The sequence below is a fragment of the Pseudomonas sp. TH15 genome, from assembly GCF_016651105.1.
In the GTDB taxonomy this organism is placed as follows: domain Bacteria; phylum Pseudomonadota; class Gammaproteobacteria; order Pseudomonadales; family Pseudomonadaceae; genus Aquipseudomonas.
In genome coordinates this window covers 1011596-1032187 of the sequence record NZ_JAEKEL010000001.1, presented here as the reverse complement: position 1 = coordinate 1032187, position 20592 = coordinate 1011596, and the positions used below count along the sequence as shown (strand labels likewise).

General features: G+C 57.6%; 19 protein-coding genes. 11 read left to right on the top strand and 8 right to left on the bottom strand.

Annotation, left to right across the window (positions count from 1 at the left end):
• Positions 1-15 precede the first annotated feature (15 nt).
• Entirely contained in the window at positions 16-333 is a 318-nt protein-coding gene (locus JFT87_RS04750; RefSeq protein ID WP_201205074.1) for a tetratricopeptide repeat protein, read from the top strand.
• Here the strand turns inward: JFT87_RS04750 and JFT87_RS04745 are convergent, their stop codons facing one another.
• The 3 genes from JFT87_RS04745 to tag form a co-directional block, all read right to left on the bottom strand.
• The gene (locus JFT87_RS04745; protein WP_201199248.1) at positions 334-573 is read right to left on the bottom strand and encodes a PilZ domain-containing protein; all 240 of its coding nucleotides are present in this window, start codon (positions 571-573) and stop codon (positions 334-336) included. It abuts the gene before it with no gap.
• Between the two features lie 76 nt (positions 574-649).
• Positions 650-1537, bottom strand: coding sequence for a lysophospholipid acyltransferase (locus JFT87_RS04740; RefSeq protein ID WP_201199246.1), 888 nt, complete (start codon positions 1535-1537; stop codon positions 650-652).
• Positions 1538-1577: 40 nt separating this feature from the next.
• Entirely contained in the window at positions 1578-2135 is a 558-nt protein-coding gene (gene tag / locus JFT87_RS04735; RefSeq protein ID WP_201199244.1) for a DNA-3-methyladenine glycosylase I, read from the bottom strand.
• Between the two features lie 81 nt (positions 2136-2216).
• Between tag and glyQ the strand changes: the two genes are divergently transcribed.
• The 4 genes from glyQ (at position 2217) to JFT87_RS04715 (ending at position 6622) form a co-directional block, all read left to right on the top strand.
• Positions 2217-3170 (top strand): glycine--tRNA ligase subunit alpha, encoded by a 954-nt coding sequence (gene glyQ, locus JFT87_RS04730; RefSeq protein ID WP_008155694.1) that lies wholly within the window; start codon positions 2217-2219, stop codon positions 3168-3170.
• The gene (glyS, locus tag JFT87_RS04725; RefSeq protein ID WP_201199242.1) at positions 3167-5221 is read left to right on the top strand and encodes a glycine--tRNA ligase subunit beta; all 2055 of its coding nucleotides are present in this window, start codon (positions 3167-3169) and stop codon (positions 5219-5221) included. The genes glyQ and glyS overlap by 4 nt, the downstream gene beginning before the upstream one ends.
• 6 nt (positions 5222-5227) lie before the next feature.
• Positions 5228-5761 carry a D-glycero-beta-D-manno-heptose 1,7-bisphosphate 7-phosphatase gene (gmhB, locus tag JFT87_RS04720; protein WP_201199240.1) on the top strand — a complete coding sequence of 178 codons (534 nt, stop codon included), beginning with the start codon at positions 5228-5230 and terminating at the stop codon, positions 5759-5761.
• 81 nt (positions 5762-5842) lie between these two features.
• Positions 5843-6622 (top strand): lysophospholipid acyltransferase family protein, encoded by a 780-nt coding sequence (locus JFT87_RS04715; protein ID WP_201196036.1) that lies wholly within the window; start codon positions 5843-5845, stop codon positions 6620-6622.
• A 224-nt stretch (positions 6623-6846) separates the two neighbouring features.
• On the opposite strand, the gene JFT87_RS04710 is transcribed toward JFT87_RS04715, so the two are convergent.
• A complete protein-coding gene (locus JFT87_RS04710; RefSeq protein WP_201199238.1) occupies positions 6847-8379 on the bottom strand; it encodes a sensor histidine kinase in 1533 nt (510 codons plus the stop codon).
• Positions 8380-8546: 167 nt separating this feature from the next.
• Between JFT87_RS04710 and JFT87_RS04705 the strand changes: the two genes are divergently transcribed.
• Positions 8547-9266 carry a response regulator transcription factor gene (locus tag JFT87_RS04705; protein WP_201199236.1) on the top strand — a complete coding sequence of 240 codons (720 nt, stop codon included), beginning with the start codon at positions 8547-8549 and terminating at the stop codon, positions 9264-9266.
• A gap of 164 nt (positions 9267-9430) precedes the next feature.
• Here the strand turns inward: JFT87_RS04705 and gyrB are convergent, their stop codons facing one another.
• The 4 genes from gyrB to dnaA are packed head-to-tail and all read right to left on the bottom strand — an operon-like array spanning position 9431 to position 15647.
• Positions 9431-11854 carry a DNA topoisomerase (ATP-hydrolyzing) subunit B gene (gyrB, locus tag JFT87_RS04700; RefSeq protein ID WP_201199234.1) on the bottom strand — a complete coding sequence of 808 codons (2424 nt, stop codon included), beginning with the start codon at positions 11852-11854 and terminating at the stop codon, positions 9431-9433.
• 5 nt (positions 11855-11859) lie between these two features.
• Complete coding sequence (gene recF / locus JFT87_RS04695; RefSeq protein WP_201199233.1) at positions 11860-12963, bottom strand: DNA replication/repair protein RecF; 1104 nt, start codon at positions 12961-12963, stop codon at positions 11860-11862.
• Between the two features lie 20 nt (positions 12964-12983).
• The gene (dnaN, locus tag JFT87_RS04690) at positions 12984-14087 is read right to left on the bottom strand and encodes a DNA polymerase III subunit beta (protein WP_201199232.1); all 1104 of its coding nucleotides are present in this window, start codon (positions 14085-14087) and stop codon (positions 12984-12986) included.
• A gap of 39 nt (positions 14088-14126) precedes the next feature.
• Positions 14127-15647, bottom strand: a complete 1521-nt coding sequence (gene dnaA / locus JFT87_RS04685; protein ID WP_201199231.1) for a chromosomal replication initiator protein DnaA — start codon at positions 15645-15647, stop codon at positions 14127-14129.
• Between the two features lie 567 nt (positions 15648-16214).
• On the opposite strand from dnaA, the gene rpmH reads away from it, so the two are divergent.
• The 5 genes from rpmH to mnmE all read left to right on the top strand — a co-directional run bounded on the left by rpmH (position 16215) and on the right by mnmE (position 20146).
• Complete coding sequence (rpmH, locus tag JFT87_RS04680; RefSeq protein ID WP_003213577.1) at positions 16215-16349, top strand: 50S ribosomal protein L34; 135 nt, start codon at positions 16215-16217, stop codon at positions 16347-16349.
• Positions 16350-16365: 16 nt separating this feature from the next.
• Entirely contained in the window at positions 16366-16767 is a 402-nt protein-coding gene (gene rnpA, locus JFT87_RS04675; protein WP_201196098.1) for a ribonuclease P protein component, read from the top strand.
• Positions 16760-17005 (top strand): membrane protein insertion efficiency factor YidD, encoded by a 246-nt coding sequence (gene yidD / locus JFT87_RS04670; RefSeq protein WP_073636650.1) that lies wholly within the window; start codon positions 16760-16762, stop codon positions 17003-17005. The genes rnpA and yidD overlap by 8 nt, the downstream gene beginning before the upstream one ends.
• Positions 17006-17007: 2 nt before the next feature.
• Complete coding sequence (gene yidC / locus JFT87_RS04665) at positions 17008-18696, top strand: membrane protein insertase YidC (protein WP_201199230.1); 1689 nt, start codon at positions 17008-17010, stop codon at positions 18694-18696.
• A gap of 79 nt (positions 18697-18775) precedes the next feature.
• Positions 18776-20146, top strand: coding sequence for a tRNA uridine-5-carboxymethylaminomethyl(34) synthesis GTPase MnmE (mnmE, locus tag JFT87_RS04660; protein WP_201199229.1), 1371 nt, complete (start codon positions 18776-18778; stop codon positions 20144-20146).
• The last annotated feature ends 446 nt before the right edge of the window (positions 20147-20592 follow it).

Here is a 20592-nt window from a genome sequence, read left to right as displayed (position 1 = left end):
TCGACAAGGAATCCACTGATGATCGAATCCCTGGAAAAAATGCTCGCCAAGGGTGTGGATAACGCCTTGCTGCGCTTCGGCCTCGGCAAGGGTTATCTGGATCTTGGGGAAAACGCGAAAGCGGCGGAGCATTTCCAGCGTTGCGTCGAGTTCGATCCGAAGTATTCGGCGGCGTGGAAGCTGTTGGGCAAGGCGCACTTGGCGCTGGCAGATTTTGCGGCGGCACGTCAGGCGTGGGAGCAAGGCCTGGAAGCCGCCCGCGCTCATGGCGATAAGCAGGCAGAGAAGGAAATGACGGTGTTTCTGAAGAAGCTTGAGCGTCAGGCTCGCTAATCAGAGATAGCGCAGGCCAATCCCTTCGGCATCCACCAGCACCACTTCCATGCGCACTCGCGGCGCGCCTGTGGGTAAACCTTGCACCTGGCCGAAGACCACCGTGCCCTTGGGCAAGGCCGACAGGGTCGGGTGCTTGACGTACACACCCGTCGTCGAGAGGTTACGGGTTTGCCCCAGGCACTCGCCGAAGCTTTCGTGACTGATTTTGATGCGAAATGATTTGCGGTGGTCGGACATCTTCTGCGCCCTTGATTGAACCTGTTGTGGATAATTTTGACCTACAAGAAATTATCCACAGATCGTGCCATTAACGTCAGTACCAGCGCTCTTCGCCGAGTGGACGCTTCTTGAAACGCTTCATGCTCCACATGTATTGGCTCGGATAAGCCCCGACATAGCGCTCGACCACCTTGCTCATGGCGGCACAGGACGTCTCGGTATCCGTGCTGTACATGGCTTCGGGCGCGGCTTCGAGGATCACTTTGTACCCCGAACCATCCGGCAGCCGCAGGGCATGCAGGAACACGCCGACCGCTTTGCCGCCGGCGAGCATGTTCGGTACAAACTTGCTGGTCAATGCCTGGGTGGCGAAGAACGGCACGAAGATCCCGGCGGATTCGGCCGGTTCCGGGTCAGCGGGGATGCCCACTGCACCACCTTTGCGCACTTCCTTGATGACGCTGAGGATGCCTTCCTTGGTGGAAGCGGCCACGCGGTTACCCAGCTGTACGCGCTGCTTGCGCAGCAAATCGTCCACAGCCTTCAACTTTGGCGGACGATAGAAGATGATCGGTTTGCACTGGCTGCAATAGAAGTGGTTCAACACTTCCCAGTTGCCCAGGTGGCTGGTGATACCGACCACACCTTTGCCGGAGGCGAGGGCGTCCTTCAATACGTCGAGGCCTTCGACTTCACGCACCAGGTCGATGGAGCGCTGGGCCGGCCAAATCCAGGCGCAGGCGCTTTCGGTCAGGGACTTGCCGATGTCGCTGAGGCTCTGGCCGACCAGGCGTTCACGTTCGGCCGGGTCCATCTCTGGAAAGCACTTGGCCAGGTTGATCCGCACCACATCGCGGGAACGGTTGGGGGTTTTCCACATCACCCAGCCAATGGCCGAGCCCACCGCCTGCACTGCCCGCCACGGAAGCAGGGCAAACAGCCGCAGAGCGCCTACCAGCAAGGCGCCTTTAAACTTATCCACAGGTCACTCCTGATCTTGTGCTGTGTGCGAGGCGGCCATTCTAACCGCCGTTCGCCAGCACCGCGTAGCGATCGCAATCCTGGGTGTGGTCCATGACCATGCCCGAGGCCTGCATCAGCGCGTAACAAATGGTCGGGCCGACGAACGTGAAACCAGCCTTTTTCAGGCCTTTGCTCATCTCCACAGCGACCGATGTCACGGCCGGCACCTGGCTGCGATCCTTGAAATGATTGATCACGGGTTTACCGCCAACGAACGACCAGAGAAACCCCACCGGGTCCTCCAGCGCCAGCCAGGCCTGGGCATTGCGCCGGGCCGCGTTGAGTTTGAGACGGTTGCGGATGATGCCGGGGTCAAGCATCAATTCAGCGATTTCCGCGTCGCTCATCTGCGCCACACGTTGCACGTCAAAGCCGAACAACACCTCGCGATAACGCTCGCGTTTGCGCAGCACAGTGATCCATGAGAGGCCGGCCTGGAACCCTTCGAGCAAAAGCAACTCGAACAATCCCTGCGCATCGCGTAGCGGCGTGCCCCACTCCTGATCGTGATAAGCCATGTATAGCGGATCTTCGGAACACCAAAAGCAGCGTGGCATAAGGCTCCAGGGGGCGTGCGCAGCAACGAATCGGGTATACTCCCGCTCTTTAAATCGCAGCCCAAGAAACAGGTGAATTTCGTGAGCCAGCCTACGCCAGCCGTGCGTACCTTCCAAGACTTGATCCTCGCCCTCCAGCAATACTGGGCCGAGCAAGGTTGCGTGGTACTTCAGCCCTACGATATGGAAGTAGGCGCCGGCACTTTCCACACAGCCACGTTTCTGCGCGCCATCGGCCCGGAAACCTGGAACGCCGCTTATGTGCAGCCCAGTCGTCGCCCGACTGACGGCCGCTACGGCGAAAACCCGAACCGTCTGCAGCACTACTACCAGTTCCAGGTAGTCCTGAAGCCGAACCCGGACAACTTCCAGGAACTGTACCTGGGCTCCCTCAAGCACGTCGGTCTGGACCCGTTGGTCCACGACATTCGCTTCGTCGAAGACAACTGGGAGTCGCCAACTCTGGGCGCCTGGGGTCTGGGCTGGGAAGTCTGGCTCAACGGCATGGAAGTGACGCAGTTCACTTACTTCCAGCAAGCGGGCGGCATCGAGTGCTACCCGGTGACCGGCGAGATCACCTACGGTCTTGAGCGTCTGGCCATGTACCTGCAAGGCGTGGACTCGGTCTACGACCTGGTCTGGGCTGACGGTCCGATGGGCAAAGTCACCTACGGCGACGTGTTCCACCAGAACGAAGTCGAGCAATCGACCTACAACTTCGAACACGCCAACGTCGAGAAGCTGTTCGAGCTGTTCGATTTCTACGAAAGCGAAGCTAAACGCCTGATCGAACTCGACCAGCCGCTGCCATTGCCGAGCTACGAAATGGTGTTGAAGGCCTCCCACACCTTCAACCTGCTGGATGCGCGCCGGGCGATCTCGGTGACTGCACGTCAGCAATACATTCTGCGTGTACGCACCCTGGCGCGTTCCGTTGCGCAAGCCTACCTGCTGGCTCGCGCCAAGCTGGGCTTCCCGATGGCGACCCCGGACCTGCGTGATGAAGTGTTGGCTAAGCTGGAGGCTGCACAATGAGTGCTCTGGATTTCCTGGTTGAATTGGGCACCGAAGAACTGCCACCTAAAGCCCTGAACACCCTGGCCGACGCGTTCCTGGCCGGTATCGACAAGGGCCTGCAAGCCGCTGGCCTGAGCTACGAAGCCAAAACCGTCTACGCCGCACCGCGTCGTCTGGCTGTACTGATCACCGCGCTGGATATTCAGCAGCCGGATCGCAGCATCAACCTCGACGGCCCGCCACGTCAGGCCGCGTTCGATGCCGAAGGCAACCCGACTCAAGCAGCCTTGGGCTTCGCCAAGAAGTGCGGCGTCGACCTGAGCGAAATCGATCAGAGCGGTCCAAAACTGCGTTATAGCCAGAGCATCGCCGGTAAACCGACCGCGAGCCTGCTGCCGACCATCGTTGAAGATTCCCTGAACGACTTGCCGATCCCGAAACGCATGCGCTGGGGTGCTCGCAAGGAAGAATTCGTTCGCCCGACTCAGTGGCTGGTGATGCTGCTCGGTGACCAGGTCATCGATTGCACGATCCTCGCCCAGAAGGCCGGTCGCGATTCCCGTGGTCACCGCTTCCACCACCCGCAAAGCGTACGCATCACCGCGCCGGCCAATTACCTGACCGACTTGCGTGCTGCCTACGTATTGGCCGATGCCAACGAGCGTCGCGCAATCATCAGCAAGCGCACCGAAGAACTCGCGACCTTGCAGGAAGGCACGGCAATCGTCCCTCCAGCCTTGCTCGACGAAGTGACCGCGCTGGTTGAATGGCCGGTGCCGCTGGTGTGCTCGTTCGAGGAGCGTTTCCTCGATGTGCCGCAAGAAGCCCTGATCACCACCATGCAGGACAACCAGAAGTATTTCTGCCTGCTGGATGCCGACGGCAAGTTGCTGCCCCGTTTCATTACCGTGGCCAACATCGAAAGCAAAGACCCGCAACAGATCATCGCCGGTAACGAGAAAGTGGTTCGCCCACGCCTGACCGACGCCGAGTTCTTCTTCAAGCAAGACAAGAAGCAGAAACTCGAAGACTTCAACCTGCGCCTGCAAAACGTGGTGTTCCAGGAAAAACTCGGCAGCGTCTACGACAAGGCCGAGCGTGTTTCCAAACTGGCCGCGTTCATCGCGCAGCGCATTGGCGGCAACGCGGCATGGGCTTCCCGTGCCGGCCTGCTGTCCAAGTGCGACCTGGCGACCGAGATGGTCGGTGAGTTCCCGGAGATGCAAGGTGTCGCCGGTTACTACTACGCCCTCAACGACGGCGAGCCGCAAGAAGTCGCCCTGGCACTGAACGAGCAATACATGCCGCGCGGTGCCGGCGCTGAACTGCCGACCACCCTGACCGGTGCGGCCGTGGCCATCGCGGACAAGCTCGACACCCTGGTCGGCATCTTCGGCATCGGCATGCTGCCAACCGGTAGCAAAGACCCGTACGCCCTGCGCCGTGCAGCCCTGGGCGTGTTGCGCATCCTGATCGACAAGAAGCTCGAGCTTGACCTGAACGACGCCGTGGCCTTCGCCGTGAACGCGTTCGGCGCCAAGATCAAGGCTGCCGGCCTGAACGAGTCGGTGCTGGAGTTCATCTTCGACCGTCTGCGTGCCCGTTACGAAGACGAAGGTGTGGACGTCGCGACTTACCTGTCGGTACGTGCCCTGAAGCCGGGTTCGGCGCTGGACTTCGATCAGCGTGTGCAAGCGGTTCAAGCGTTCCGCAAATTGCCGGAAGCCGCCGCTCTGGCCGCCGTGAACAAGCGTGTTTCGAACTTGCTGAGCAAGGCCGAAGGCTCGATTCCGTCGGTGGTGGAAGCCAAGTACTTCGACAACGCCAACGAGTTCTCCCTGTATTCGGCGATCCAGCAGGCGGACCAAGCTGTCCAGCCGATGGCCGCTGCGCGTCAGTACAGTGAATCGCTGGCGCGTTTGGCTGCCTTGCGCGAGCCGGTGGATGCGTTCTTCGAAGCCGTGATGGTCAACGCGGATGACGCCAAAGTGCGCGCCAACCGTTATGCCCTGTTGTCCCGCTTGCGTGGGCTGTTCCTCGGCGTCGCCGACATTTCGCTGCTGGGGTAAGCCTGTTTGAAACTGCTGATTCTCGATCGGGACGGGGTGATCAACCATGACTCCGACGCTTACATCAAATCGGTGGAGGAGTGGATTCCACTCCCCGGCTCGATCGAAGCCATCGCGCAGTTGAGCAAGGCCGGCTGGACGGTAGCGGTTGCTACCAACCAGTCGGGCATCGCTCGCGGCTATTACGACATCGCCACCCTGGACGCCATGCACGAGCGCTTGCGTTCGTTGGTGGCGGAGCAGGGCGGTGAAGTCGGGCTGATCGTCTACTGCCCGCACGGGCCGGACGAAGGCTGCGATTGCCGCAAGCCGAAACCCGGGATGTTGAAAACCATCGCCGCGCATTACAACGTATCGCTGACTAATCTATGGTTCGTCGGCGACAGTCTCGGTGACCTGGAAGCCGCCAAAGCCGTCGATTCTCAGCCAGTTTTGGTAAAGACCGGAAAAGGCGAAAAGACTCAGGGCAAGACCCTGCCGGTAGGCACCTTGATTTTTGACGATCTGGCGGCGATTGCCGCAGAACTTATCCACAATTAGAGTGCTTCGATTGTTCCGATTAAGGATTGATCGGGAGTGCGCTTTATATAGACGGGCAGAGCCCGCACGGTAAACGTCACCATGTCGATACTGCAGGCCATCAGAACGTTCCTCTTCTATCTGTTGCTGGGCACCAGCTCTTTGCTCTGGTGCAGCCTGAGCTTTTTTATCGCGCCGTTTCTGCCATTCAAGGCCCGATATCGCTTCATCAACGTGTACTGGTGCCGCTGCGCCTTATGGCTGAGCAAAGTATTTCTGGGCATCAGCTATGAGGTGAAGGGCGCCGAGAACGTGCCTGACCAGCCCTGCGTGATTCAGTCGAACCATCAGAGCACCTGGGAGACGTTCTTTCTCTCGGCTTACTTCGAACCGTTGAGCCAGGTGCTTAAACGCTCGCTGCTCTTCGTGCCGTTCTTCGGCTGGGCGATGGCCATGCTGCGTCCGATTGCCATCGACCGCGACAACCCGAAAGCCGCGCTCAAGCATGTGGCGAAGAAGGGCGATGAATTGCTGAAGGACGGCGTTTGGGTGCTGATCTTCCCCGAGGGGACTCGTGTTCCTTACGGCACCGTCGGCAAGTTCTCGCGCGGCGGTAGCGCCTTGGCGGTCAACGCCGAGCTTCCGGTACTGCCGATTGCACACAATGCCGGCAAGTTCTGGCCGAAAACCGGTTGGGCGAAGAAGCAGGGTGTGATCACCGTGATCATCGGCGAGCCGATGTACGCCGAGGGCACTGGGCCGCGAGCCATTGCTGCACTGAATGATCGGGTTCAGGCCTGGAACGAGCAGATGCAGCGCGACATGGGTTCGTTGCCACCCGCTCCTCAGGCACCTGCCACAACTGATCAAGTGGCTGTCTGAGATTCTGTGGATAACCTGTGTACCGTTTTGTTGAAAAACGACGGATTTAGCTTATAGGTTGATGATTTATATACATATTTCTGAAGCTCATAAAAATCTGAAAAAGGTGCATAAGTTTTTTTCGGACGTAAAAAAACCGGCTGATATAGCCGGTTTTTTTGTGCCTCAAAAAATCGCACCCTACGGGCTTGTGAGGCGCTGCCGAAGGCTGCGATCTTTTGCCTTTAATCGGTAAACACCGGTAATTGAAGCCTGAATGTAGTGCCTTGTCCGACCTTGCTCTGGCACTCGATCCGCCCACCGTGACGATCCACAACAGCCTTGACCATCGACAGACCCAAACCCAGACCATCATTGCCGTGCGCCGAAGCAAAGCGCCGGTACTGGCTGAACAACTCCGGCAATTCTTCGGCGGCGATACCTCTGCCCTGATCGGTAATCTCACAGGTCAGCCAGTCATTGGCACAACTCACCCGCACGCTAATCCGTGAACCGGCCGGGCTGTACTTGATCGCATTCTCCAGCAGGTTGAACAGCGCGCGCGTCAGCAATCCCTGATCGGCCATTATCAGTCGTTCCTGAGATTGCTCATCCATGTCATGGAGCAGTTCGATGCGGTTCTGTAGGGCGATCGGCAGGGCCTGGTCGAGTACGTCCAGCACCAGCATCGCAAACAGACTGGGCTGAAAGTGATAAGCCTCGGACTCAGCCCTTGCCAGCAAGACGAATCCATCGGTGAGGTCCAGTGCTCGGCGCACTTGCCGTTCAATCTGCTCGAACAATGGCGCATCCGCACCGGCCTGATGACGATGTACATCAAGCAGCGCGAGGATCGCCGAATGCGGTGCGCGAAGATCGTGCGACAGAAAGCGCAGCAACACACCGCGTTGTTCCTCGGCGGCGCGTTCGGCGCTGAGGTCGGTAAGGCTCAGCAGCCAGCCGATTGGTGTGTCACCGTCCACCGGCAGCAACGCAGCACGTTCAAGACGCAGATTGCGTTCCTTGTGGTCACGAAACTCCAGCAACGGCAGGGTTGATAGCAGCGGGCGCGGCTCTGTGGATAATTCCGGATAACCCAGCACCGCCAGTTGATCGAGAACGTCGTACCCCACCAGCGCGCTGTCGAACAGATCCCGCGCCTTGCGATTGCCGAGCAGAATCCGCCCCTTGGGATCGCTGATCAGCGTGGCGACGGGCAAGTATTCCAAACCATCAGCGATAAACCGCCGGGTGTCACGGGTGCGGCTCATGGCTTGCTCAAGGGCCATGATCTGACCCTGCAAACGATCAGCGCCAGTAAACTGCGTGCGGCGGCGTTCGGGAAAGACTTTTGGCTCGCTGTCCAAACGTGTCAGCTCCCAGCCGAAGTAGGTCAGTACCACGCTGAGGCGTCGCCAATTCCAGATCAGATAGCCGAACAACATGCCCAGTACTGCCGGCGTCGGTGACCACCAGCGGCGCGTCTCCGCCAGACCCGCACTGGTCAACAGCACGCAAGCCATGCCGATCAGCGTCACCCAAAGCGCCCATCGCGGACGCCAGAGCAATAGGCCCAGCACACACGCCACCAGACCGACCGACAATAACGCCCCAATACCGGGAGCCACATCGAGCAAGTTGATCTGCGCGCGATAAGACAGCAGCGCAGTCAGCGGCAACAGCACTAGACTTATCCACAACCACTCGCGCACCAACTGGCGAAACAGGCGCTGTACCTGGCTGGGCTCACGGCTTTCACGCCGACGCGTGTTATTCATGGGGAAAAAGGGCAGGGCAGGTGAATGCTTTCATGGGCCGCGGGTCTGAGTCATGACCCGAAGAATCATAGCGGACGTCGACCAACGGCGGGCCGCTTACTTTCATCGCAATGGCCGAGCGACTATGGTTGACCGCCAACTGCCCAAGCAACAAGGAATCACTGCGCATGCGTGTCGCAATACTGGATGACGAACCCGCCGAGCTACGTCGGGTGGAACAGACACTGCGACAGATCCCCTCCCCGGGAGAGCAAGCGTGGACATTGCACAGTTTCGAGCGAGGGGAGGACCTGCTGCGACAACTTCGGCGGGAGACCTTCGACCTGCTAATCCTCGACTGGCAACTGCCCGATATCAGTGGCCTGTCGCTGTTGCGCTGGACCCGCGAACACATGGACGCACCACCCGCCGCGATCATGCTGACCAGTCGCGACGCTGAGAGCGATATCGTCCAGGCCCTGAATGCCGGCGCTGACGACTACGTGAGTAAACCGTTCCGCCCCAACGAGCTCAAGGCACGAGTGAGTGCAGTGCTGCGCCGACACGGCCTGCAACGATCACCCGCCACCGAACTACTGACGTTCAATGACTTGGTCTTCGACGACGCAGAGCTGACCGTCACCCGCGCCGGCAGCCCCATCAGCCTGACTGAAAAAGAATACCGACTGGCCCACTGCCTGTTCACCAACCTGGGCCGGCCGCTGTCTCGGGAATACCTGTATGAGCGGTTCTGGAGTCATGAAGAGATGGTCTCTTCAAGACCGCTGGATACTCACATTTATCGCCTTCGCAATAAGCTCGGGCTGACGGCAGATCGGGGTTGGCAGTTGTTGACGATTTATGGGTATGGGTATCGGTTGGAAAGTGTGGCGTCAGTAATCGAGTAACGATCAAAAGATCGCAGCCTTCGGCAGCTCCTACAGGGAAATGCGGTCGGCGTAGGAGCTGCCGAAGGCTCGGGCCGCGTTCGGACGATCTTTTGATTTTCCAGAAGCCATAAAAAAAGGCCAACGCTTAAGCGTTGGCCTTTTTGTTTGGCGCTGCCGCTGGATCAGAAGTCCAGGTTGGAAACCGCCAAGGCGTTGCTTTCGATGAACTCACGACGGGGTTCGACCGCATCACCCATCAGGGTGTTGAAGATCTGGTCCGCGCCAATGGCGTCTTCGATGGTCACTTTGAGCATCCGGCGCTGGCTTGGGTCCATGGTGGTTTCCCACAGCTGATCCGGGTTCATCTCGCCCAGACCTTTGTATCGCTGGATGGTATGACGCTTGGTGCTTTCAGCCATCAGCCATTCAAGTGCTTCCTTGAACTCGGTGACCGGTTTCTTGCGCTCGCCGCGCTGGATGTACGCGCCGTCGTCGAGCAAGGTGCTCAGTTGAGCGCCCAGCGAGACAACGGTTTTGTAGTCGTTGCTGCCGAAGAAGTCGCGGTTGAAGGTGATGTAGTTCGACAGGCCATGGGAGATCAGTTCGACCTCTGGCAGCCAGACGTTACGTTCACGGTCTTCACGCAGGCTGGCTTTGTAAACCAGGCCGGACTTCTCGACGGTGCGTAGGCGAACTTCAAACTTAGCCATCCAGTCCTGCATCGCTGCGTGATCGGACAGTTGCTCCAGCGTGACCGCAGGCAGGTAGATGAAGTGCTCGGTCAGTTCCTGTGGGTACAGGCGCGACAGACGCTTGAGGGTCTTCATTACCAGACGGAAGTCATTCACCAGGCGCTCAAGGGCAGGTCCGGAAATACCCGGCGCGTCCTCGTTCAGATGCAGGCTCGCGTCTTCCAGGGCCGACTGCGTCATGTACTCTTCCATGGCGTCGTCGTCTTTGATGTATTGCTCTTGCTTGCCTTTCTTGACCTTGTACAGCGGTGGCTGCGCGATGTAGATGTAACCGCGCTCGATCAGCTCCGGCAACTGACGGAAGAAGAAGGTCAGCAGCAGGGTACGGATGTGAGAACCGTCGACGTCAGCATCGGTCATGATGATGATGTTGTGGTAACGCAGCTTGGCGATGTTGTACTCGTCGCGGCCGATGCCGCAGCCCAGCGCGGTGATCAAGGTGCCCACTTCTTGCGAAGAGATCATCTTGTCGAAGCGCGCCTTCTCGACGTTCAGGATCTTGCCTTTGAGCGGCAGGATGGCCTGAGTGCGACGGTTGCGACCCTGCTTGGCGGAACCGCCAGCAGAGTCACCTTCCACGAGGTACAGTTCAGAAAGGGCAGGGTCTTTTTCCTGGCAGTCAGCCAGTTTGCCCGGCAGGCCGGCGATATCTAGCGCGCCTTTACGACGGGTCATCTCACGGGCTTTACGCGCAGCTTCACGAGCGCGAGCCGCGTCGATCATCTTGCCGACAACCAGTTTGGCTTCGTTCGGGTTTTCCAGCAGGAAGTCGGAGAAGTACTTGCCCATTTCCTGTTCGACCGCGGTCTTCACTTCGGAAGAAACCAGCTTGTCTTTGGTCTGGGAGCTGAACTTCGGATCCGGTACTTTCACCGAAATGATCGCGGTCAGGCCTTCCCGGGCATCGTCACCGGTGGTGGCGACTTTGTGCTTCTTCGCCAGACCTTCGGCTTCGATGTAGGTGTTCAGGTTACGCGTCAGTGCGGAACGGAAACCCACCAGGTGAGTACCGCCATCGCGCTGTGGAATGTTGTTGGTGAAGCACAACAGGTTCTCGTTGAAGCTGTCGTTCCACTGCAGGGCAATTTCCACGCCGATGCCGTCTTCACGCTGGATGTTGAAGTGGAACACCTGGTTGACCGGAGTCTTGTTGGTGTTCAGGTATTCAACGAACGCACGCAGGCCGCCTTCGTACTTGAACAGCTCTTCCTTGCCGCTGCGCTCGTCCTTGAGGACGATGCCGACACCGGAGTTGAGGAAGGACAGTTCACGAATCCGCTTGGCCAGGATGTCCCAGCTGAAGTGGATGTTCTTGAAGGTCAGGTCAGACGGCTTGAAGTGAATCTGGGTACCGGTGGATTCGCTCTCGCCGACGATTTTCATCGGTTCTTTCGGAACACCGTGGATGTAAGTCTGTTCCCAGATCTTGCCGCTGCGGCGAACGGTAAGAACCAGCTCTTCGGACAGGGCGTTCACAACAGAAACACCTACACCGTGCAGGCCGCCGGATACTTTGTAGGAGTTGTCGTCGAACTTACCGCCGGCGTGCAGCACGGTCATGATGACCTCGGCTGCGGAAACGCCTTCTTCTTTGTGCACGTCTACCGGGATACCACGACCGTTGTCGCGAACGGTGATGGATTCATCCGGGTGGATAATGATGCTGATATCGTCGCAGTGGCCAGCGAGCGCTTCATCGATGGAGTTGTCGACTACCTCGAAGACCATGTGGTGCAGACCGCTACCATCGTCGGTGTCACCAATGTACATACCGGGACGTTTGCGTACGGCATCCAGGCCTTTCAGCACTTTAATGCTCGTTGAGTCGTAGGTATTCGTATTTTCTTCGCTCAATGCCTTCACTCCCGATGGTCGTGGGTCTGGGTGATACGGCCCTGTTCCACGTGGAACAGAGCGACTGGCGTTTCCGTCTGCCAGCCTTCCCTCAATAATTCGTGATCTACACAGGTGATAAACACCTGGCAGCGTAAGTCTTCCAGCAAGCGGCAAAGCGCACGGCGGTGTTGCTCGTCCAGCTCGGACGGCAGGTCATCCACCAGATAAATACACTGGCCGCGTCGGGCCTGGCTAACCAAGTGCCCTTGGGCGATCCGCAAGGCGCAGACCACCAACTTCTGCTGACCCCGGGACAAAATGTCCGCAGCGTTATGTGCGCCCAATCTAAGACGCAAGTCAGCGCGTTGTGGTCCGGCCTGGGTATGACCCATTTGCTGATCCCGTTGAAGGGACCCGGCGAGCACGGCACTCAGCTCGCGCTCTTTGTCCCAACCTCGGTAATAGCTGAGCGTTAAGCCCTCGAGCTCAACCAGTTCGCTCAAGGTCTGTTCAAAGACTGGTTTCAAGGCTTTGATATAAGCGCGGCGGTATTCATCAATTTCTGCGCTGGCCTGGCATAGTTCCCTGTCCCAAACCGCTTGCGAAACGGCGTCAAGTGTACCATGCCGCAGCCAAGAGTTTCTCTGGCGCAGGGCCTTCTGCAAGCGCTGCCAAGTGGACATAAATCGCGGTTCCACGTGGAACACACCCCAGTCGAGAAACTGCCGACGAATCTTGGGGGCGCCTTCCAGCAGTCGGAAGCTGTCCGGGTTGATCAACTGCAGCGGCAGTATCTCCGCCAGTTGTGCCGCACTGCGGGCGTTTTGCCCGTCGATGCGGATCTGGAACTCACCTTGGCGGTCCCGGGATATCCCCAATGCGCTGTGCCCGCCCTCCGCCAATTCCACCTGACCGAACACCGTGCACGCCAATTGCTCGTACTGAATCACCGGTAATAGACGGGCACTACGAAACGAACGAGCAAGCCCCAGCAGATGAATGGCTTCCAGAACACTGGTTTTGCCGCTGCCGTTGGCGCCGTAAAGAATGTTAATTCGGGGAGAGGGGGAGAAGGTCACCGGGTGCAGATTGCGCACCGCGGTGACCGAGACGCGACTTAAGGACATCTAGCTTCTGCTGAGCATGATTACAGACGCATCGGCATGACAACGTAGGCCGAGTCGTCGTTGTCGGACTCTTGCACCAGCGCACTGCTGTTGGAGTCGGACAGGATCAGGCGAACCTGCTCAGTAGTCATCACGCCCAGCACGTCGAGCAGGTAGCTCACGTTGAAGCCGATTTCCAGGGAGCCGCCGTTGTACTCAACGCCCACTTCTTCTTCCGCTTCTTCCTGCTCCGGGTTGTTCGCCTGGATCTTCAATTGACCATTGGCCAACTGCAGACGGATACCGCGGTACTTCTCGTTGGACAGGATCGCAGTACGGCTAAACGCTTCGCGCAGGGCCTGGCGATCGCCGAGTACCAGCTTGTCGCCGCCCTTTGGCAGAACACGCTCGTAGTCGGGGAATTTACCGTCGACCAGTTTCGAGGTGAAGGTGAATTCGCCGGTGGTCGCACGGATGTGGTGCTGACCCAGGACAATGCTTACGAGGCCATCCGGCTCAGTCAGCAGACGCGCCAGCTCAAGGATACCCTTGCGCGGCACGATGACTTGGTGACGGTCCGGTTGACCGATATCGGCCTTCATCGAGCACATGGCCAGACGGTGACCGTCGGTGGCCACGGCGCGGATGATGCCTTCGGAAACTTCCAGCAGCATGCCGTTAAGGTAGTAACGCACGTCCTGCTGGGCCATGGCGAAGCTGGTGCGTTCGATCAGACGACGCAGTTTGCTTTGCTCGAGGCTGCAGGTCAGCGAACCCGGGCCTTCTTCAACCGTCGGAAAATCATTGGATGGCAGGGTCGACAGGGTGAAGCGGCTACGGCCAGCCTTCACAACAAGCTTCTGCTCATCGACCTTGATGTCGATCAGAGCGTCGTTCGGCAGGCTCTTGCAGATATCCATCAGCTTGCGCGCAGGCACGGTGATGGAGCCTGGATCAGCCGGTTCTTCGAGTTGCACACGACCGACCAGCTCGACTTCCAGGTCGGTACCGGTCAGCGACAGTTGCTGGCCTTCGACAACCAGCAGCACGTTGGAGAGCACCGGCAAGGTCTGTCGGCGTTCGACGACACCTGCGACCAGTTGCAGGGGTTTCAACAGGGCTTCGCGTTGAATGGTGAAATGCATGGTCTAGTCCCTTGCCTTAATAAGCTGCGCTGGTGTTCATCAAGTGGTCAGTGTACGCAGCAGGTTCTTGTAGTCCTCGCGGATGTCCGCGTCGGATTCCTTAAGTTCGTTGATCTTGCGGCAGGCGTGCAAAACCGTCGTGTGGTCGCGACCGCCAAACACATCGCCGATTTCCGGCAGGCTGTGGTTGGTCAGTTCCTTGGACAACGCCATGGCAACCTGACGGGGACGTGCCACCGAGCGCGAACGGCGCTTGGACAGCAGGTCCGAGATCTTGATCTTGTAGTACTCGGCGACGGTACGCTGAATGTTATCCACAGAGACCAGTTTATCTTGCAGCGCCAACAAGTCTTTCAGGGATTCGCGAATCAGCTCGATGGTGATATCGCGGCCCATGAAGTGCGAGTGGGCGATCACGCGTTTAAGCGCGCCTTCCAGCTCACGGACGTTGGAGCGAATACGCTGGGCAATGAAGAACGCCGCATCGTGTGGCAGATCGACTTTGGCCTGGTCGGCCTTTTTCATCAGGATCGCTACACGGGTTTCCAACTCTGGCGGCTCGACGGCAACAGTCAGGCCCCAACCAAAGCGGGACTTGAGGCGTTCTTCAAGGCCTTCGATTTCTTTCGGGTAGCGGTCACTGGTGAGAATGACCTGCTGGCCACCTTCAAGCAGGGCGTTGAAGGTGTGGAAAAACTCTTCCTGGGAACGTTCCTTGCGGGCGAAGAACTGAATGTCATCGATGAGTAGCGCATCCACCGAACGGTAGAAGCGCTTGAACTCGTTGATTGCGTTCAGTTGCAGCGCCTTGACCATGTCGGCCACGAAACGCTCGGAATGCAGGTACACGACCTTGGCATTCGGGTTCTTCTTTAATAGGTGGTTACCCACAGCATGCATCAAGTGGGTTTTACCCAAGCCTACGCCGCCATAAAGGAAGAGCGGGTTGTAGCCGTGCTTCGGATTATCCGCCACTTGCCAGGCCGCAGCCCGGGCCAGTTGGTTGGACTTACCCTCGACGAAGTTTTCGAAGGTGAACGTGCGATTCAGGTAGCTGGTGTGCTTGAGCGCACCTTCAACCTGCACGGTGCGCTGTTCGGCGCGAACCGGGGCTTGTTGCGAACTGGCGCCGGCCATCGGGTCGAAGCTGTCGCGGGACGGCTCTTCACTGACTTCGGCCACCTTTTGGGTCGCACGTTTGGTCTGAGTGGCGGCCGGGGCTGGGGCTGGCGCGCTGACCGGGGCTTGTGCGGCCTGAGCCTGGGAAGCCGCGGCGGCCAGCGGAGCATTAGGTGCCGCGCGCGGTGCCGAACTGCGTTTGCTGCCTATTAATAAGGAAAGCGCCGGCGCCACGCCATTGCCATGCTCATCCAGCAGTTCGAGGACGCGGCCCAAGTACTTTTCGTTGACCCAGTCGAGAACAAAACGATTCGGTGCGTAGACACGCAACTCGTCGCCTTCGGCTTCGACCTGTAGTGGACGGATCCAAGTGTTGAATTGTTGGGCAGGCAGCTCATCGCGCAAAAGCTCCACGCACTGCTGCCAAAGTTCCACTGACACGGATATCCCCTAAGTTGAAAGCCGGTGAGGCAAAAACAAGCGGCCATTGTAGCGGCCAGCCGCCCACTTATCCACATGCAGGTTGCGCACAGGCCATGATTTATCAATGCGTTAACCGCTAAAAAGGCGACCAGCGGTATGTGCATAAGCTCTGTGGATAACCGCCCATGAGGGCACTGGACAAGTGGGGGGCAAACCCGGTGGATAACTGGCCTGTGGATAACTGGCCATTCCACACACAGCTTATCCGACAGTGCAGCACAGGCTGACCACCGTTTTCCACCGTAGTTGTCATTCTCTGTACATCACGGTTTAGAAGGGCTTAAGGTAGTTATCCACAGAGGATGGTGCCCCTAGCTTTTATAAGCTTTATAAAAAAGCTTTAAATAATTCCCTTCTTTATTTCTATATCTAGCGAAGGACCGTCCAACGAGAAAACCCCTGGAGATCTATTTATAAGGAAACGCTGGTTGGAAATTGACCTAGAGGCTTGCTTTCTCTAGAATCCCCGGTCTCTTAAAACGGGGGCCATTCCGGCCCGTTGTGGACGAACCAGGTAACACGACAATGAAACGTACTTTCCAACCAAGCACTATCAAACGCGCTCGTACCCACGGTTTCCGTGCTCGCATGGCTACCAAAAACGGTCGTGCCGTCCTGTCGCGTCGTCGCGCCAAAGGTCGTGCGCGTCTGGCAGTTTGATAATCCGGCACTGGAGGTGAGTCAGGACTTCAGTCGGGACAAGCGTTTGCTTACGCCCCGGCATTTCAAAGCAGTCTTTGACTCCCCTACCGGCAAGGTTCCGGGGAAAAACCTCCTGCTCCTTGCGCGCAACAACGATCTTGATCACCCCCGTCTCGGGTTGGTAATCGGGAAAAAGAGCGTAAAGCTCTCCGTCGAGCGCAATCGCCTCAAACGTCTGATGCGCGAATCGTTTCGCCTGAACCAGGATTCGCTGGTCGGCTGGGACATAGTTATCGTCGCGCGCAAAGGTTTGGGGGACGTAGAAAACCCCGAATTGATTCAGCATTTCGGCAAACTCTGGAAGCGTCTGGCACGCAGCACGCCAGTACCAGCAGTCAAAGCCGAGACTGTAGGGGTAGACAGTCCCGATGCGTAAACTGGCACTCGTTCCGATCCAGTTTTACCGCTATGCCATTAGTCCCCTGATGGCTGACCACTGTCGCTTCTACCCCAGTTGTTCCTGCTACGCGTTAGAAGCCATAGAAAATCATGGCCTTCTGCGCGGTGGCTGGCTGGCCTTTCGTCGTTTAGGTCGCTGTCATCCGTGGAATCCCGGTGGTTTTGACCCGGTTCCGCCTATCCCTACCTCCCGTTCTTCTTCGATGGCCGAGTAATCATGGATATCAAACGCACGATCCTGATCGTCGCCCTGGCAATCGTGACCTACGTTATGGTTCTTAAATGGAACCAGGACTATGGCCAGGCTGCCCTGCCGACTCAGAATGTTGCTTCCAGTACTACCGCACCGGGCCTACCGGACACGGCGACTGGCAATAATGCTTCTGTCAGTGACGACATTCCACGCGCTGCAAGCGATACCAGTGCCACTGCACCTACTGAAACTCCGGTAGCTGTAAGCAAAGACCTCATCCAGATCAAAACGGATGTGCTCAACCTGGCTATCGATCCACAAGGTGGGGATGTTGCCCAGTTGACGTTGCCGCTGTATCCACGTCGCCAGGACCATCCGGAAATTCCATTCCAGTTGTTCGATAACGGCAACGAGCGGACTTATCTGGCCCAGAGCGGCTTGATCGGCGCCGACGGTCCGGACGCAAGTCCAACTGGTCGTCCGGTTTACTCCTCGGAGAAGAAGATCTACCAACTGGCCGACGGCCAGAACCAATTGGTCGTGGACCTGAAGTTCAGCAAGGACGGCGTCAACTACATCAAGCGTTTCACTGTGAAACGTGGCCTGTATGACGTAACCGTTTCCTACCTGATCGACAACGAAAGCGCCAAGCCTTGGTCCGGTGCGATGTTCGCGCAACTGAAGCGTGACGCCAGCTCCGATCCTTCGTCCAGCACTGCTACTGGCACCGCGACTTACCTGGGCGCCGCCCTGTGGACAAGTAACGAGCCGTACAAAAAAGTGTCCATGAAGGACATGGACAAGGGTCAGCTGAAAGAAACCGTTAACGGTGGTTGGGTTGCCTGGTTGCAACACTACTTCGTGACCGCGTGGATTCCGGCGAAGGGCGAAAGCAACGTCGTCCAGACCCGTAAAGACAGCAAAGGCAACTACATCATCGGCTACACCGCACCGGCATTGACCGTTGCACCTGGTGCAAAAGCTGAAGTCAGCGCTGTTCTGTACGCCGGCCCGAAAAGCCAGGCTGTGCTGAAAGAATTGTCCCCAGGTCTGGAATTGACCGTCGACTACGGCATTCTGTGGTTCATTGCCCAGCCAATCTTCTGGCTGCTGCAACACATCCACGCGATCGTCGGCAACTGGGGCTTCTCGATCATCTTCCTGACGATGCTGATCAAAGGGATTTTCTTCCCGCTGTCGGCAGCCAGCTACAAATCCATGGCGCGCATGCGTGCAGTGGCACCGAAACTGGCCGCGCTGAAAGAGCAACATGGCGACGACCGGCAGAAAATGTCCCAAGCCATGATGGAGCTGTACAAGAAAGAGAAGATCAATCCACTGGGCGGCTGCTTGCCAATCCTGGTGCAGATGCCGGTTTTCCTTTCGCTGTACTGGGTTCTGCTGGAAAGCGTTGAAATGCGCCAAGCGCCGTTCATGCTGTGGATTACTGACCTGTCGATCAAGGACCCGTTCTTCATTCTGCCGATCATCATGGGTGCAACCATGTTCATCCAGCAGCGGTTGAACCCGACTCCTCCGGATCCGATGCAGGCCAAGGTGATGAAGCTGATGCCAATCATCTTCACCTTCTTCTTCCTGTGGTTCCCGGCTGGTCTGGTGCTGTACTGGGTGGTCAACAACTGCCTGTCCATCAGCCAACAGTGGTACATCACGCGTAAGATCGAAGCTGCTACCAAAAAAGCCGCTGCGTAACTTACTCTGTGGATAACCACTCAAAACGCCCCCTAGTGGGGCGTTTTGCTATCTGTCACTTTTGTCTGGATACCGGTTTATGAGCGTTCCTCGTGAAACCATCGCCGCCGTCGCCACTGCCCAAGGTCGCGGCGGTGTGGGCATCGTCCGTATTTCCGGGCCGCTGGCGAGTGTGGCGGCCAAAGCCATCAGCGGTCGTGAACTGAAACCGCGATATGCCCATTACGGCCCGTTCCTCAGTGAAAACGAAGAGGTGCTGGACGAAGGCATCGCCCTGTATTTCCCGGGACCGAACTCGTTTACTGGCGAAGATGTACTGGAACTTCAGGGCCACGGTGGCCCGATCGTGCTGGATATGCTGCTCAAGCGTTGCCTGGAACTCGGTTGCCGCTTGGCCCGGCCGGGTGAATTCAGCGAGCGCGCCTTCCTCAACGACAAACTCGATCTGGCCCAGGCTGAGGCGATTGCCGATTTGATCGAGGCAAGTTCTGCACAAGCTGCGCGAAATGCCCTGCGTTCTTTGCAAGGTGCGTTTTCTCAGCGTGTGCATAACCTCACTGAGCAATTGATCGGTTTGCGTATCTACGTTGAGGCCGCCATCGACTTCCCGGAAGAAGAAATCGACTTCCTCGCCGATGGCCACGTGTTGAGCATGCTCGACAAAGTACGCGATGAATTATCCACAGTCCTTCGCGAAGCCGGGCAAGGTGCCTTGTTGCGGGATGGGATGAACGTCGTCATTGCCGGCCGGCCGAATGCCGGCAAATCCAGCCTGCTGAATGCCTTGGCCGGTCGTGAAGCGGCGATCGTCACCGAGATCGCCGGCACCACCCGGGACATTCTTCGCGAACATATCCACATCGATGGCATGCCGTTACACGTGATTGACACTGCAGGTCTGCGGGATACCGATGACCAGGTGGAAAAAATCGGCGTTGAGCGTGCGTTGAAAGCCATCGGTGAAGCTGATCGGGTGTTGCTGGTCGTTGATGCCACTGCCCCGGAAGCGCTTGATCCGTTTGCGTTGTGGCCGGAATTCCTCGAAACCCGGCCAGACCCGGCCAAAGTGACGTTGATCCGTAACAAGGCTGACCTGACGGGCGAAGCGATTGCCCTGGAAGTCAGTGAGGATGGTCATGTCACCATCAGCCTGAGTGCCAAGTCGGCAGGCGAGGGCCTTGAGTTGCTGCGTGAACACCTCAAGACTTGCATGGGCTACGAGCAGACCTCTGAAAGCAGCTTCAGCGCACGCCGGCGTCACCTGGAGGCGTTGCGACATGCCAGTGCGTCCCTCGAGCACGGTCGAGCTCAGCTGACGCTCGCGGGTGCCGGTGAGTTATTGGCCGAAGATCTGCGTCAGGCGCAGCACTCTTTGGGCGAAATCACCGGTGCTTTCAGCTCCGATGACCTGCTGGGACGGATCTTTTCCAGCTTCTGTATCGGTAAATAGTCCTTCCGCTGTTCACAGACAGGCCATTCGCGCCTGTCTGTTCCCTCCTTTTCTGAAACTTTCCCCGAGTGCTAAGCAGATTTTTTCTGCTTGAGCGGATTTCCCGTGTCCGGAATTCCCTCATTCGAAGCTTTTCTGTGGATTAAGCCCTGTGAATAACTGCCACTAAGGGCAGTTGATAACAGGGCCTGAAAACTGAAGATAAACCACTCTGTGGATAACCACCCCTTTCATCCACAGGCTTAAACCGGTTATCCAAGGGCCTCCTTGGCACATGACCACAGGGTTTTGAATCTCTGTACACATTGAAAATAAAGGCCTGTAGAGATCTATCCACAGAAACGGTGCTCAGTAGAAATAAACATAAAAACAAAGATTTAATAAATTTCTCTCTTTTTAATTTCTATAACCCCGACTTCTCCACAGCTGGTTAAATTTTGTGCAAA

Excerpts from the sequence above, each read along its gene's own strand:
- JFT87_RS04745 (WP_201199248.1), bottom strand. The coding sequence starts at position 573 with ATGTCCGACCACCGCAAATCATTTCGCATCAAAATCAGTCACGAAAGC.
- tag (WP_201199244.1), bottom strand. The coding sequence starts at position 2,135 with ATGCCACGCTGCTTTTGGTGTTCCGAAGATCCGCTATACATGGCTTAT.
- glyS (WP_201199242.1), top strand. The coding sequence starts at position 3,167 with ATGAGTGCTCTGGATTTCCTGGTTGAATTGGGCACCGAAGAACTGCCA.
- JFT87_RS04715 (WP_201196036.1), top strand. The coding sequence starts at position 5,843 with ATGTCGATACTGCAGGCCATCAGAACGTTCCTCTTCTATCTGTTGCTG.
- JFT87_RS04710 (WP_201199238.1), bottom strand. The coding sequence starts at position 8,379 with ATGAATAACACGCGTCGGCGTGAAAGCCGTGAGCCCAGCCAGGTACAG.
- JFT87_RS04705 (WP_201199236.1), top strand. The coding sequence starts at position 8,547 with ATGCGTGTCGCAATACTGGATGACGAACCCGCCGAGCTACGTCGGGTG.
- recF (WP_201199233.1), bottom strand. The coding sequence starts at position 12,963 with ATGTCCTTAAGTCGCGTCTCGGTCACCGCGGTGCGCAATCTGCACCCG.
- dnaN (WP_201199232.1), bottom strand. The coding sequence starts at position 14,087 with ATGCATTTCACCATTCAACGCGAAGCCCTGTTGAAACCCCTGCAACTG.
- rpmH (WP_003213577.1), top strand. The coding sequence starts at position 16,215 with ATGAAACGTACTTTCCAACCAAGCACTATCAAACGCGCTCGTACCCAC.
- yidD (WP_073636650.1), top strand. The coding sequence starts at position 16,760 with ATGCGTAAACTGGCACTCGTTCCGATCCAGTTTTACCGCTATGCCATT.
- yidC (WP_201199230.1), top strand. The coding sequence starts at position 17,008 with ATGGATATCAAACGCACGATCCTGATCGTCGCCCTGGCAATCGTGACC.
- mnmE (WP_201199229.1), top strand. The coding sequence starts at position 18,776 with ATGAGCGTTCCTCGTGAAACCATCGCCGCCGTCGCCACTGCCCAAGGT.